A 13,577-nucleotide genomic window follows, 5' to 3' on the forward strand; every position below is an offset into this window, starting at 1 on the left:
CGCAACAGCAGCCCGCTCCTCAAGGTGGTGAGCAGACTGGCAGGAGCGTTAGTTCGCCGCAATAGCCACTAAGAAACGGTTTCATAACGACGGTCGCTGCCCGATTTACGGAGCGTTTTATAAATGTCGGCTCGACGGTCGGAGCGAGCAGCACGGTATAAGGGGAAAGATGCAGACGCGTCGATTCTCCGATCGTTCGCGCTCGCCGCATCGCTGGAATGATTCGCTGCGCGGCGTTTGCGTGATCATGCGTCTCATGTTTGCGTCTTTGTGAGATCGAACGCGTCTGATTCCGACGGCGCAGTGGCTATCACCTTCTGCGCTTCGGCTTCGAACACTTCACGCGAGAAGCGTCGACGGAAGTCGCTCGCCAGCGCGCCCATCGGGACATTCGGCGCAGCGAAGATGCGTTCGATGAATATATTGGCATCGTCGGGAGGAAAGAGCAGCGCATCCGGCAAGTAGGAATCCAAGCCGGACACGCGCGAGACGACGATCGGCCGCTCCGCCAGCACTGCTTCAATCATCACAAGCGGCACGCCTTCATACGCAGACGGCAGCACGAGCGTATCGCTGGCGATGATATAAGGCAGCACATCGCTTTGGGACCCGACCAGACGCACGCACGAAGACAAGATCGGGCTTGCCTCAACCATGGCCGCAAGACGTGACGCATCCGGCCCTTCGCCAACGATGAGCACAAGCGCACGCTTGAACGCCTCGGGGTTGCGCTGGATCGCACCCATTAGAAAGTCCTGGCGCTTCTGACAGAAGTTGATGCGGCCGATCTGGGCGATAATGGTTGTGCCGTCATTAGGCAAGCTCAATGCCGATCGCGCCGCATGTTTCGTAAGCCCTGAACGGCTGAAGCGGTCGTCCACATAGTTTTCCAGGATCATCGCTCGCGTATGCGGCGCAAGCCCTGAGAGCTTGCCTTGGAGGTGCTCGTTAAGCGTGATGAATTCGCTTGGCGCCCGATAAAGCACGCGCTTGATGATCCACTTCGCCTTTCCCATCACGCCGGCGCCTACCGGCGGGTCGTCGACGAGTGGCAGATAGCTCACTGTCGGCACGCGGGCATAGCGGCCGGCGAGCAAACCGGCGATTCCCGACACAATCGTACCTTGCGCGACAATAAGTTTCGTGAGTTTCAGTTTCCGCATTGTGGCTGCGGTTGACCGGATCGACCGAACAAGGGTTAAGCGATTCCCTCTGAACGACTCGGAGGTGAAGGGCAGGGCGACTGCGTGGACCTTAGCGTGATCGCCGGCCATCGCGTTGACATAGCGGTACAGAGCCGCGTTCGTTGTCGAGACGAGGATGTACAAGGTCTCGATTCGCTTACTGGACGCAAGGACCTGCATCAGTCGCTTGAGCATTTCTTCGTGGCCACCGTTGATACCTGAATCGCAATAAATCCCGAGATGCATTACCGCCGTCCTTGCGATTAAAAGTCAGACAAATACCCTAGCAATTTGAAGCATCCCTCTGCGCCCTTGCCATTACCAAGTCGCTTGAGCCTGATCAAGTGGCCCGCCCGCGAGTATGAACCATCGATCGCACGATAAGTCGTATAGAAGCATGGCACATGCGCAGACATCGCACCGGTCAAGCCTCCCGGTTGCCGAGCACTAGCTGACTCGAGGAATGCACGGTACCAGGGCTGGTCCGCCGGTCCGGTTTTGGACCCGCCGCGAAACAGCAATCGTTAGGCCGCAGCACATGCGTGTCGTCCTTTGCAATTGCCGGCTGGCGATCTGGTAGTTTCGGGGCTCCGCCCCAGCAAACGTGACATGACGGCGGAACGGCGCCCGCGCGTGGCGTCACAAGTATCATCGTCGAAGAGCGTTGTCCAGACGACATGTACAGAAACAGAGAGGAGAACGGCGGATGCCGCTTCCAAAAACCTTGGTCGACGGTGCAAAGGCGTGCCTGCCTGACAAAATGATTATGAGTTTAGTCCACCGCAGAAGGATTGGACGGTTCCCAGATCTGCGCCAGCCAGTTACGTTTAATGAACAGATCCTGCGCCGCTGCCTGTGTCCCGACAAGAGATTTGCAAAGCTAAGCGACAAGCTCGCCGTGCGCAATTTCGTCGCAGGACGAATAGGTCCGGAACATTTGATCCCGGTGATTGCTGAGCCGAGAGGATTTACGCAGGCGGTGTTCGAAGGCCTCCCTTCCGCCTTCGTGATGAAAGCGAATCATGGAAGCGGATTCGTGGAGGTCGTGCCATCACAAACCTCTTTCGACAAGCTTTCGGTACTGGCGCAAGAGTGGCTATCGACCGATTTCTACCGAATCGCGCGGGAACGGCACTATCGCGAAATCGAGCCGCGTATTTATTTTGAATCCCTGCTGCTTGATGACACCGGCGCAGTGCCAGCGGACCTGAAATTTCACGTCTTCAATCCGAGGTCGGGAGATCCGATCATTTATGTCCTCGTCATCTCGGATCGTTTCGGACCTGCGCCGCGAGGCGATGTCTTTGACGCGAACTGGCAAGTTCAGGACATCACCTTTGGTCAATACAAAAGAAGCCCGACAGCCTTGCCTCGCCCTGAGAATCTTGATGAGTTGCTTGCGACAGCAGCGGCGCTCGCCCGGGACTTCGACTACGTGCGCGTCGACATGTACACGTTGCGGAACAAGATCTATTTCAGTGAACTGACGTTCACGCCCGGTGCAGGCGTACTACGGTTGCGCCCGGACAGCGTCGACTACGAATGGGGCCGTCTTCTGGATCTTGCTCGCGAGTAACCAAACAACGACTTCCGCCGAGTAGCCGAGCACGGACCTGTAAGCCGCCACGAAGATTATCTGTTAAAGGCCGCCTTGTACTGTGCGGATTGGTGCCTGGATTGGCTGCCCGAAAGCCGTCCACGCTCGTTTCCGGCGTATCGTCTGCGAAAGAAGCGGGTGGCCACGAAAGAAAACGTGGGCGCCGGCTTCTTCCATGGGCGGCATAGGAAGGCAGCGCGAATCGCTTCCGATGACGACGGTGACGATTCGCGGGGGCAGTGACTTCTCCGCTCGCAAGGCATTCCATCCGCGAGCCCGCCCGAAGACGCTTCCGTATCAGGGCGCGTCCGTGCCTAATTCAACCCGCATCTCCCCGATCGACACCACCGTGCCCTGTGCAGCGTTCAATCCGTTGATACGGGAAAAGCTCACGACCAGTTGGCTCAGATCGAAAGAGCCGAGACTCGCCATCAGGTACGTGATATCGAGGTCCTTCTTACCGCCCATGTGATGCTCGGCCACGGAAACTTCGAATGCGCCGATGGTCCCGGCAAAATGCATGGGGCTGACCGCATCGACGTCGCCAGTGGGAGGCAGATTGACGTAGATGTTATAGAAGTAGCCGCCCGCCTGACCCGCTGGCGATGCGCTCAGGCCATCCAGCACGAGCTTGACGTACCGGCCTGCGTTGTTGGTCTGCCCGCCCCCTTGGCTGTCAGCCGCAGGGGACGCGGCGAGCGCGTCACGCAGGGCATTCGCGCTTGAGCCTTGCAGCGGGATGCGCGCGCTCATCGAACTGTTGTCTAGCGGGATGCCCGTCACGCCGCCGAGCGACAGCCGGTTTGACGAAACGGTGCGGGCGGGGGTTGTGGGAAAGCTGCGCAGCGTTGGCCGTATGTGGAGGGGCGTGGTCTGCGCCTGCACCCGGATAATGCGTCCCTGCTGCGCTTGCGGCGGCAAACTAGTCGGCAGGGTGTCGTTCGCGTAGTCATAGTACAGGCCCGCGACCGTGCGCGTCAGCGACCTATTCATCGTGAGGTTGCTCGCATAGGTGAAGTGGCCGGTCCAGTAGGAGTTGGTCGCCGCCGGCACCTTACTCGTCGAGCGGAGGGACCACGCGTTCCACAGGCGATCGATGTTGGAATGATGGAGATAGAAAAGCGGATCGAGCGCCGCAGTGGCGATATTCGCCAGATAGCCCCCGATGATGTCATGTACCGGGTCGTGCGGCGCGTTCTCGAGATCGGTCTCGAACGCATTGTTCAGGCCGAACTGAAAGTTGGTCACCCCCGTTCCGAAAGGAGTTAGGCTCAGTGCCGCCCAGGCACTGGTGTTCACGCGCGGCGTGTAAAGTGGGTTGCCGGTTGCACTGTCAGTGAATTCAGACGGAATGATGGGGTAGGTGTAGTAATCCCAGTACGGATGCGCGATTGTGCTGTCGCCAGATGCAGCGCGAAGTTGCTTTTCGTAAAGCGAGAGATAGCCCCGATGCCATGCCAGAAAGTACGCTTTGTCGTGCGGACAATAGTTCGTATGGATATTGGCCCAATATTGCCAGGAGCGGTTGTCAGTCGAGTTGGTATAGCTTTTGATCCGTTGGATAGCAGATAGATACGATTGATACTGCGGCATGGTTTTGAATGCCTGCCATTCAACCCGGATAACGGTCGGTGTCTGGGCAACACTGAATCTTGGTAGAGATGCAAGCGCCAGCGCCGCCGACGTTCCTTGAACGAACGCGCGGCGGCTGGCTGAGGTGGTGGCCATGGGTAGCCTCTCGTGCAAATGGAAAGGCCAGACTTTATGCGGCTGGCCGTCCGCGACATCGCCGCGATGACTGCAGGCGGTTTCGGGCAGTTAATCCGGGATGCGTGCGTGAAGTATTGCATTAAGCCGGGAAGTGATTACCGCAACACTTCGCAAAACGAATGAAATCATGTGCGCTCGCGAACAGACGATTTTACGGTACGTTCGTTCGCCAGTCATGTTCGACCGAAAGACGCGTTTTCGGAAACAGTATCGGGTGCTCAAAAAGGCAAGTGCCCGTGCCGTCGGCCCTCAACGCATTGTGATCAGGTGGGGGTCCCAACGGCCAGACGCGAGCGATCCCAAAATCGACCTGGTAGCAGACCACCGGCCACATTTTGGCCGAGGAGGCAAGGGACCTGGTGTAGGTCCATTTGGCCTGCTCCGAGCGCAACAACATATGTCAGCCGTCTACCCGTAAATTACTTGCGGGCCTCTGACCTCTCACGAAGGTTACGTCCAACGATTCGGAAAAGTCACCTATCGACCAGTAGAATGGACCGTGCGCCGCGCCACATATCCGCCCATCTCCTTCAGGCGGGTTATCGCATCAACTGGTACCGGTAGCTCGAACGTTCGCAATCCTCTTTCGAGCAGACAACTCGCTATCTAGCATGGGCCCGCGGCGCAGTTGCCTAAATGATTCGCGCTACTAAATCTACATGGCACACAACGCCGAGTTGAGCGTCAGATATTCCGCCAAAACATGAAGCCTCGGTCGGCAGTAGCGGGGCCATCCAGCCCCCTCTTTTGGAGGTACGGCCGTCCCTCATAATTCGGGCTATTTTATTTCAGCGCGAGCTCTATATTTCTAATCGTGCATCGACCTTGTATGGTGCACCGAGGACCCTTCGGCTGGTTCTTTAGGCAATCCCAACGCGCCCCGAACAGCCCCGCGCATCGCCAACGGCATCGCGCACCCGCAGCTCCGAGAAGAAACCGTCTGACTCGCGCTGATGTTGTCTGACACGGCCCCACGTTCCATATCCTTTGGCCCCCGTAACGCTGGGCACCGCCGCCTGGCCGCCTAAGCCTGTTTCTTTTGTTTAACGAAGGAGATTTTCATGTCCAAGAACCTGCTTCTTGCCGCCGCTTTCATAACTGGACTGGCGGCGAGCGTCGCGCATGCACAAGAAGCGCCGACTACTGACGCCCCATCGGTATCTCAAGCAGATCCCGGTGCAATGTCGTCCGCCGATGCGTCGAGTTATGGCGGAACGCGGGCACGGTCGGCTTCCGGCGCGATGACCAGACAGCCCGGCACGCAGCAACCGGATTGCGTCGGCCCGGCGTCGTTCTGCAACGTCTTCATGGGCGGTCAATAAGCCTTCACAGTCTAGATTAACGGGCTTCGTCAGGCGCAGCCCCGGGACGAAAGCCTGCTGAAGGGAACTGCTTTCCCGGTGAAGCACGCGCGAAGGCGTTTCTGCTCGTATCTGCACGACAGCATGCTGCGCCGTCGCGCTAACCCAGTGAGGCCTCTCATGATCAAGGCCCTTGCAGTACTGCTCCTCTTTCAATGTCTCGGCGAGACAGTCTCCTTTGCGTGGAACATCCCGGTCCCGGGGCCCGTCATTGGAATGCTGCTTTTGCTCGCTGCCCTTCGACTCTCTAAGGCTACCCAGAGCACCGTCGAAGAGCCGTCTCTTGCTTTTCTCAAGCATCTCTCGCTGCTGTTTGTTCCAGCCGGCGTAGGCATCGTCGTGTACGCGGGAAGGGTGGAGAGCGATTTGGTTCCCATTGCCGCGACCATCTTGGTCGGGACCGCTCTGACGGTCTGCATAACGGCAATCACCGCACAAGCGTTGCACAGGATCACTAGCTCGCATGTAGCTGGTTCGCCCCAAAACGTCATTCAGGCGGCCACGGCTGACGGCAAGCAAGGAGAAGTGTCATGAACAGCTCAAACCATCTGCCGCTCGTCTGGGCATACCTTGGACGCACTCCCCTGCTGTGGCTCACCGCAACCGTCGTGGTCTACGTGGCTGCACAATGTATCTATGAAAGGCTCGGTAAGCGCCCATTGGCAAATCCGGTGCTTCTTTCCGTCGTGACGGTTATCGGCCTCCTTAGTGCCACCCACACCGAGTACAAAGCATATATGCAGGGGGCGCAATACATCCACTTCCTTCTGGGCCCTGCGATTGTCGCGCTGGCGGTTCCCTTAAGCAGGCAACTGCCGAAGCTGCGTTCGATGCTGTTGCCACTGACCGGCGGTCTCATTGTCGGGGGGCTGAGCACAATAGCCACGACCGTGCTGCTTGCTCGCCTATGGGGTGCGTCCGCTCAAACCGTGGCCTCCATCGCACCACGAAGCGCGACGACTGGTATTGCGATACGCATCTCAGAAAAGATTGGCGGCGTCCCATCGCTCACGGCAGTTCTAGTGGTTATGACAGGCATCACGGGTGCCATCATCGCGGTGCCCATCCTACGGCTCTTACGCGTAAAGCGCGCGGAATTTGTGGGCCTCGCTATGGGAATGGCTGGTCACGGAATAGCGACCGCAAGGGCTTTGCAGATAAGCGAGGAGGCCGGCGCATTCGCTGGGCTTGGCATGTGCCTCAATGGAGTGCTCACGGCCTTTTTTGTGCCATTGCTTTATCCGATGTTGACGCACTGATTCAAGAGCCGTCGAGTTCTATCGCGGCGACCGCGCGGGCCTTGCCGGCAGAACTGTTTGTCGCTGAGGCCCCGTCTGACGACGCGGCGGCCAGCACCGCCGTCATTGTTATTCACGCAATCTGCGCAACGACGGTCCCGCCGGTGCAAATCCTGCCGGGCGACGCCTACGGGCAGCCATTGCCTGACGGAGCCATCCGGGTCAGCGCGGTCAGCCTCAACGGGCGGGGACGGCTCTAAGGGCTTTCCGCGCCTGCCGCCGTGGCCGCGATGGCATCGATCAGAGGAACAGGTTGGGCGACGTCGTGAAGGTTGGCGCCAGTCAGAATTGCAGCAATCGGCGTTATCGCTCTAGTGCTTGGAGACAACCCGAACCTCGCTTTGCCAGTACGAGGGAAGGGCACTGTAGGGGTTGGGGCCGCTTAGCGACGTAACAAATATCCCTCCTGCGCCGTGCAGTTTCGCGGACTTCACCACGCCGGGCATTTGGGCGGCGCCCACGTTGTACACGATGTGCACGAAGCGGTTCGTGGAGTAAGACGCCTGCCACTGCATCGGGCGATACGCCGCGTAACTCGTCGCGTCGTCCTCAAATACGACAAAGCGATCGGCAGTCGGCAAACTGGCGTAAAGCTCGGGAATGTTGGTGCCGGGGTTTGCAACGACGGAGTAGCTCGCCTTCAGCCCTTTGACGTAGTTGTAGATCGACTGGTAGAACTGAATGTCGGACAGCTGATCGTCAGATGTCATCTCGTCGATAAAAAATCCATCGACTGCGTAAAAAGAGACGTATCTGTTTATGTCTGCAACGATATCCGAGAGCGGTCGCTTGGCGTATGCGGTCGAGACGTAGCCGAGCACGTGGCCGCCGGCGGCTCGCAACTGGCTGACCGCTGCGACGAAAGCGGGGTCTTCGCTAGTTCCAGGGCCGCTGTCCGGATTCAGGATCGCGGTAGTCGGTGCCTTCAGCGCGGCCTGCGTGAGACTATCCCAGTACGCGACGTTTGCCGTCGCATCGAAATACGCAGGTACAACGAGGCTAACGCCCGTCGCCGCATCGCTCGCCGCAGCCGCATTGGTCACGGCTGCACAGCAGCCAGCTCCCAACAGCAACGCTATGGTCAGGCGCATCACATGTTCATTTATCATCGGCTGGCACAAGTTTAAAGTGAAGCTTAGTAGTTAAGCCCGAGACGAAGGCCGGACCGCGCGTCTGTTGCGGCGATTTCACATTCAGCGACGCGCAAAACGTCGCCAGCACACCCGGCAAGATCCTCGAATAACCGTCGCTCAACGGGCGACAGCGCTCGGGCAACCGTGTCGATAACGCACAAGGTCCCAAGCCGGTGGCCGGCTGCTCCGGTGAGCGCGATCCCTGCATAGAATCGAATCCCCGGATCGCCCGTCACGAGCGCATTCCAACGGAAGCGATCATCTTTGGTTGCATCTTCGACCACGAAAATGCTTGGCTCAACGAGTGCATAGTTGCAGAAAGCGACATCCCTAGGCGTTTGCTTAGCCACGAGCCCGTGCCGCGACTTGAACCACTGCCGCTGCGCGGCGACGATCGAGATAAGGGCGATCGGACAGGCCGTTACATAGGCGGCAAGTCTCGTTATCCGATCGAGTCTCGGATCGTCGGATGTATCGAGCAAGCCGCATTGCGCCACCGCATCAAGTCTGTCTTCTTCGTTGTAAAGAACCGGAAAGTCGGACATCGTCGCTCGCGAGAATATGAAAAAAGGGTTGGACGATATCTTGACGGCTGGATCCGACTATTTCTTGAGCCCTTTCCACCATCCTGTTCCACTAAAGATCGCTCGTCTATTGCCGCTAATCAGTGCTCAGCCTCTGGCAGCCGATCCGAGGCGCAATGGAAAGACAACAATGATGAACGAGACCGCCGAAATTTCCCTTGCCGTACGCAATGCATCTACCGCGGCAGCAGCCAGTCAGAAGCCGCTCGATGAATTGCGCTCCTTGTGGGCGACTACGGAGAAAGAGCGAGCCGTCGTTGAATTCTCACCGGACGGTGTAATTCTGCGCGCGAATGCCAATTTCCTAACCCTGATGGGGTATCGCGCCGAGGAGGTGGTCGGATTGCATCACCGCATCTTCTGCGACGCCGCCTACGCCAGTAGCCAAGCCTACCAAGACTTCTGGATCATGCTCGCGTCGGGACGCGAGGCCAGCGGCGAATTCCGCCGTATCAACAAGGCACGCTCGGATGTATGGATTCACGGTTCGTACACGCCAGTTCTTGATGAACGCGGGAATGTGCAGAAGATCGTCAAGGTCGCGGCGGACATCACTGGCGCGCGCACGGTCGCTGATGACCACGCCGGAAAGGTCCGCGCAATTGAACGCGCACAAGCTGTCATCGAATTCGACCTGCGTGGTCACGTGCTTGCGGCGAACGAGCTCTTCCTTCAATTGATGGGCTACGGCCTCGAAGAAGTGGAGGGCCAGCATCACCGGATGTTCTGCGACCCGTCCTACATAAATACGGACGGCTACCGCACTTTCTGGGAGAAGCTCGGGCGCGGGGAATACGACGCCGGGCAATACAAGCGAATCGCAAAGGGCGGCCGGGAAGTATGGATCCAGGCGACGTACAACCCGATCTATAGCGCTGACGGCCGGCTCATCAAGATCGTCAAGTTCGCGTCAGACATTACCGAATTCAAACGTGGCGTCGCGGAAAGAGATGGCCGTCTGGCCGCCATTGACCGGGCCAACGCGGTAATCGAGTTCGACCTCGAGGGCAACGTCCTCGGCGCCAACCAGAATTTCATGGATGCGATCGGCTACACCCTGCGGGAGATTGTCGGAAAGCACCACAGGATGTTCTGCGATCCCGAAACTGCAGCGACGGCCGAATATCGCGACTTCTGGGCGCGACTGAGCCGCGGCGACTACCAAGCCGGGCGTTTCGAGCGCGTATCGAAGCACGGGTACCGCGTGTGGCTGCAGGCCACCTACAATCCCGTGTTCGACGAGTCCGGTCGGCCTTATAAGATCGTGAAGTACGCCAGCGACATCACGGCACAAGTGGAGCGTGAGCGCCGGATGCAGGCGAGTCTCGTCGCAATGAGCGAGAAGATCGACGAACTGTCGCAGTCCATTGACGGCATCGCTCGCAGCACGCGGGAGGCGACCGCAGTTGCGACCGAAACGCAGACCGAGGCAGATACGGGCGGGCGCACACTGGCTGAATCGATGTCGGCGATCAAGGAGATTGAGCAGTCCTCCGCCGGTATCAGTGAAGTCGTGAAGGTCATCAGTGAAATCGCAACCCAGACCAACATGCTCGCCTTCAACGCAGCCATCGAGGCGGCACGCGCGGGCGAGCATGGGCTGGGGTTCTCGGTCGTCGCGAGCGAAGTGCGCCGGCTGGCGGAGCGATGCTCTCAGGCGACCAACGAGATTCGCCGACACATCGACGAGTCCGTGCACCGGATCAAGACAGGCAGTGAGACGTCCGGACGCGCAGCCAATGGGTTCGACCGTATTCGAGCCGGTGTGAACCGGACGACCGAGACCATCGCGGCCATTCACCAGGTAACCGACAGGCAGGCAACCGCGACGCGCACGGTCTCCGAGCTTTTGCGCGAGCTTACTCTGGTAACCGGGGGCGAAGCAGCAGTGCGCTCATCCTCTACCGTCACCGCGCTGACGCGCCAGACCCAATAATGGACTCGTCAACCTGCGTTGTCGGCGTCGTGCAGGTCGGAGCGACCCGTTTCGGGTTGCCTGTAGAGCACATAGTAGAAGCGGTGGAGGCGCCCTGTGCCTACCAGCAGATACCGGGGCAGCCGGCCAGCATGAAAGGCTACTTTCTGCTGCGTGGCGACGCTATCGCTACGCTCGATACAGGCCGGCTGATCTACCCCGAGCAATCAGTGGGTGAGCCAGCGAAGCAGGTTGTCGTCCTGCGCTACGGCGATGCGGTGTTCGGCATTGAAGTCGATGCGGTCGGCAAAACCGAGGCGATTGACCGTCATGGTTTGATCGCGCTTGCGCCAAGCGCTGAAAGCGGTGCAAGCTTGTTTCCTGTGTTGGCTGCGCTGGGCGACCCGTCCTCGCTGATCGGCATTGCCAATGTCGAAAAGCTCTATAAAGCAATGGCGGGAATGGCTGCTCGCAAGCCGGTTCGCCCGCGCGACACCCCAGCGGCCATACTTGCAAGCTCCGGAGCGCGCTCGAGCGAAGATGAGAAGGCGAGACGTAGACAGCATGCGATAGTGCGATGCGGTGAGCATCTGCTTGGCGTCGACGCGCTTAGCGTCCGATGCGTGGTTCCAATGCCTGAACTGCAGCAACCGAGCCTGAGCAACAAGACCTTTCTTGGAGTCGCGCATTGGTCGGGGGCGGACTTGGCCGTCATGGAGCTGCCTGGCGTACTGGGCCTTCCCCAAAGCGAAACGGGGCAAGGCAAGTATATGCTGGTGGTCGCGCACGGTGACAGTCTGGCCGGTTTCGCCGTTGACGAGCTTTCGGAGTTGGTACTGGTAGCGCCAAAGGACATACGGCAGGTGTCTCCCGTCGCGTTCGTCGAACCCGGCTTTTTCCTCGGTGCTATCGCTACATCTCAAGGTGGAACGGCGCTCGTCTTGAACTCGCAAGCGCTTTCAACAAGCGGACGTCTGATGCATCTACCGCGCCCGACAACAACCCCGCAGAAGGGTCCGGCGAAGGGCAATTCAGGAGCGACATACACCGCCTCCTACATCGTTTTCTCGGTGGCGGGACGTCCGTTTGCGACGAACATTGAGCACGTGGCCGGCATTGTGACAAAGCCTAACGTGGCGGTGCGTGGGGGCGTAGACCAAGCGAGCCTCGGACTGATCAATTGGCGGAACGACTTTGTTGAGCTCGTAAAGTTAGACTTGGCGGCGGGCAGCGACGCGGATGTTTCGGAGCCGGGGCAAGCACTGGTGGTCGTGGTGAACGGGCTGACGCTTGCATTTGCGGTTGACGCTGTGCTGACGATGTCAGGGCCGACCGAAGCCACGCAGGTCTCCCGCGCCTTCGACCCTGAGACGGGCGGCGCCTACCAGATTGTCACGATGGCCGAACCGAATCGGATCAGCTATCGACTCGTTGAACTGGCGCAGAGGGTGTCTGAGCGGTTCGGCTGCCTCGCCCACGGAGGCCAAAATGTCGCTGCGTAGCTGGCTGTGTTGCTTTAAGAAAGTAGTCTGTAGCACCGATGAAGACAGTGAGCGGCGAAAAAACGAACGTCATAAAAGGTCGCCAAGAAAATCAGAGGCGCTTGGCGTCGGCAGTGCATGTCGGGTGCGCCCTACCCGAGACGGGCGCGCCGCAGCGCGGCAGCGGCCAGGCCCGTGATCATGTTGGCGCGCTTCGAGAGCGACTCCCACCCGGTTCCTTCCCTCGTGCTTGCGGCATAACGGGCGCTGTCAGCGCGTGCGGGGACTTCTTCAGGGCGGTCATTGCAGTAGGCCTGCGTCACGCTGGCAGAAAACATCAGCGCAACCGTAGTGGGGTAGCAGTCCTTTGCCGTCACCGGCGGAATCGTCTCAAGTATCCAATCAGGCACCACTTTGGCTCTTTCGGCTCACGCCGACCGGCTATCGCGCAAGGCGCTCGCCGTCGCGACTGCGCCGGCCTACGCGGTAGCGGCGGCATCAAGTTCAGTGAAGTTCGCGGACATCCGCGGTCGCTACACCGCCGAAAGCATCGCTCAGCAGATAATCGACGAGCTTCTGCGCCGACTGCTCCGGCGTCGAAAGTTGCCCTTCGCGCTTGAGCGCGTCGAAACTCTCGCGCAGCGGGAAACGGTCCAGCGCGGCACTGCGGATTTCGGCTTGCATATCCGTATCGACGACGCCAGGCGCGACGCTGCAGATTCGCAAGCCGCCGTTGTCGTCGAGCGCGACGGCGCGGGCGTGGTGATCGAGCGCGGCTTTCGTCGCGCAGTAGATGCTCCAGCCGGGATACGCGTTGCGCGCCGCGCCGCTCGAAACATGGACGACGCGCCGGTCCGCCGCATGCGCGCTCGCGGCGGCGAAAGCTGCGGCGAGCATCAGCGGCGCCGCGACGTTCAAGCTGACCGCGCGGGCGACGGCACCCGCATCCTGATCCGCGAGCGGTCCGACCGGCGCGAGCATTCCCGCATTGTTGATGAGCAGCACGCGCTCCGCGCGAGCCAGAAAGCGGCCGAGCGCGCCGTCCGCGAGCCAGACGCCCACTGCGGGGAAATCGGCGAGATCCAGTTCCACCTCGTGCAGCCGGCCGGGATACCGTGCCGCAAGCCCGGCGTTGCGTTGGCGCGAGATGGCCAGAACATCGGCGTCTCGCGAGAGTAGCGTGTCGGCCAGCGCCGCGCCGAGGCCGCGCGTATGACCGGTGACGATGGCGAGAGTCTTGTGTGGCATGTAAAT

The 13,577-nt window shown here is 59.7% G+C and carries 11 protein-coding genes; 6 read left to right on the plus strand and 5 right to left on the minus strand.

Annotation, left to right across the window (positions count from 1 at the left end):
* Window positions 1–254 precede the first annotated feature (254 nt).
* Window positions 255–1,430, minus strand: a complete 1,176-nt coding sequence (locus GV035_RS02730; RefSeq protein ID WP_159833148.1) for a glycosyltransferase — start codon at window positions 1,428–1,430, stop codon at window positions 255–257.
* Between the two features lie 460 nt (window positions 1,431–1,890).
* Here GV035_RS02730 and GV035_RS02735 point away from each other — a divergent pair, with 460 nt between their 5' ends.
* Window positions 1,891–2,760, plus strand: a complete 870-nt coding sequence (locus GV035_RS02735; protein WP_159833150.1) for an ATP-grasp fold amidoligase family protein — start codon at window positions 1,891–1,893, stop codon at window positions 2,758–2,760.
* Between the two features lie 318 nt (window positions 2,761–3,078).
* On the opposite strand, the gene GV035_RS02740 is transcribed toward GV035_RS02735, so the two are convergent.
* Complete coding sequence (locus tag GV035_RS02740) at window positions 3,079–4,509, minus strand: tyrosinase family protein (RefSeq protein WP_159833152.1); 1,431 nt, start codon at window positions 4,507–4,509, stop codon at window positions 3,079–3,081.
* 1,103 nt (window positions 4,510–5,612) lie between these two features.
* On the opposite strand from GV035_RS02740, the gene GV035_RS02745 reads away from it, so the two are divergent.
* The 3 genes from GV035_RS02745 (at window position 5,613) to GV035_RS02755 (ending at window position 7,171) form a co-directional block, all read left to right on the plus strand.
* The gene (locus GV035_RS02745) at window positions 5,613–5,873 is read left to right on the plus strand and encodes a hypothetical protein (protein WP_159833154.1); all 261 of its coding nucleotides are present in this window, start codon (window positions 5,613–5,615) and stop codon (window positions 5,871–5,873) included.
* A gap of 159 nt (window positions 5,874–6,032) precedes the next feature.
* Entirely contained in the window at window positions 6,033–6,446 is a 414-nt protein-coding gene (locus GV035_RS02750) for a CidA/LrgA family protein (RefSeq protein WP_159833156.1), read from the plus strand.
* On the plus strand, window positions 6,443–7,171 hold the full coding sequence (locus tag GV035_RS02755; RefSeq protein WP_159833158.1) for an LrgB family protein: 729 nt from the start codon (window positions 6,443–6,445) through the stop codon (window positions 7,169–7,171). The genes GV035_RS02750 and GV035_RS02755 overlap by 4 nt, the downstream gene beginning before the upstream one ends.
* A gap of 350 nt (window positions 7,172–7,521) precedes the next feature.
* On the opposite strand, the gene GV035_RS02760 is transcribed toward GV035_RS02755, so the two are convergent.
* Window positions 7,522–8,301: a spherulation-specific family 4 protein gene (locus tag GV035_RS02760; protein ID WP_236572399.1), complete on the minus strand. Its 780-nt coding sequence runs from the start codon at window positions 8,299–8,301 to the stop codon at window positions 7,522–7,524.
* A 44-nt stretch (window positions 8,302–8,345) separates the two neighbouring features.
* Window positions 8,346–8,888, minus strand: coding sequence for a GAF domain-containing protein (locus tag GV035_RS02765; protein WP_159833162.1), 543 nt, complete (start codon window positions 8,886–8,888; stop codon window positions 8,346–8,348).
* A gap of 169 nt (window positions 8,889–9,057) precedes the next feature.
* Here GV035_RS02765 and GV035_RS02770 point away from each other — a divergent pair, with 169 nt between their 5' ends.
* Both GV035_RS02770 and GV035_RS02775 read left to right on the plus strand, forming a co-directional pair.
* Window positions 9,058–10,863 (plus strand): methyl-accepting chemotaxis protein, encoded by a 1,806-nt coding sequence (locus GV035_RS02770; protein WP_201303889.1) that lies wholly within the window; start codon window positions 9,058–9,060, stop codon window positions 10,861–10,863.
* Complete coding sequence (locus GV035_RS02775) at window positions 10,863–12,344, plus strand: chemotaxis protein CheW (RefSeq protein ID WP_159833164.1); 1,482 nt, start codon at window positions 10,863–10,865, stop codon at window positions 12,342–12,344. Before GV035_RS02770 ends, GV035_RS02775 begins: the two co-directional genes overlap by 1 nt.
* A 483-nt stretch (window positions 12,345–12,827) precedes the next feature.
* Here GV035_RS02775 and GV035_RS02780 read toward each other — a convergent pair whose 3' ends face one another.
* Window positions 12,828–13,571, minus strand: coding sequence for an SDR family oxidoreductase (locus GV035_RS02780; protein WP_159833166.1), 744 nt, complete (start codon window positions 13,569–13,571; stop codon window positions 12,828–12,830).
* Window positions 13,572–13,577: the final 6 nt, after the last annotated feature.

The organism is Burkholderia sp. 8Y (assembly GCF_902506145.1).
GTDB lineage: Bacteria > Pseudomonadota > Gammaproteobacteria > Burkholderiales > Burkholderiaceae > Caballeronia.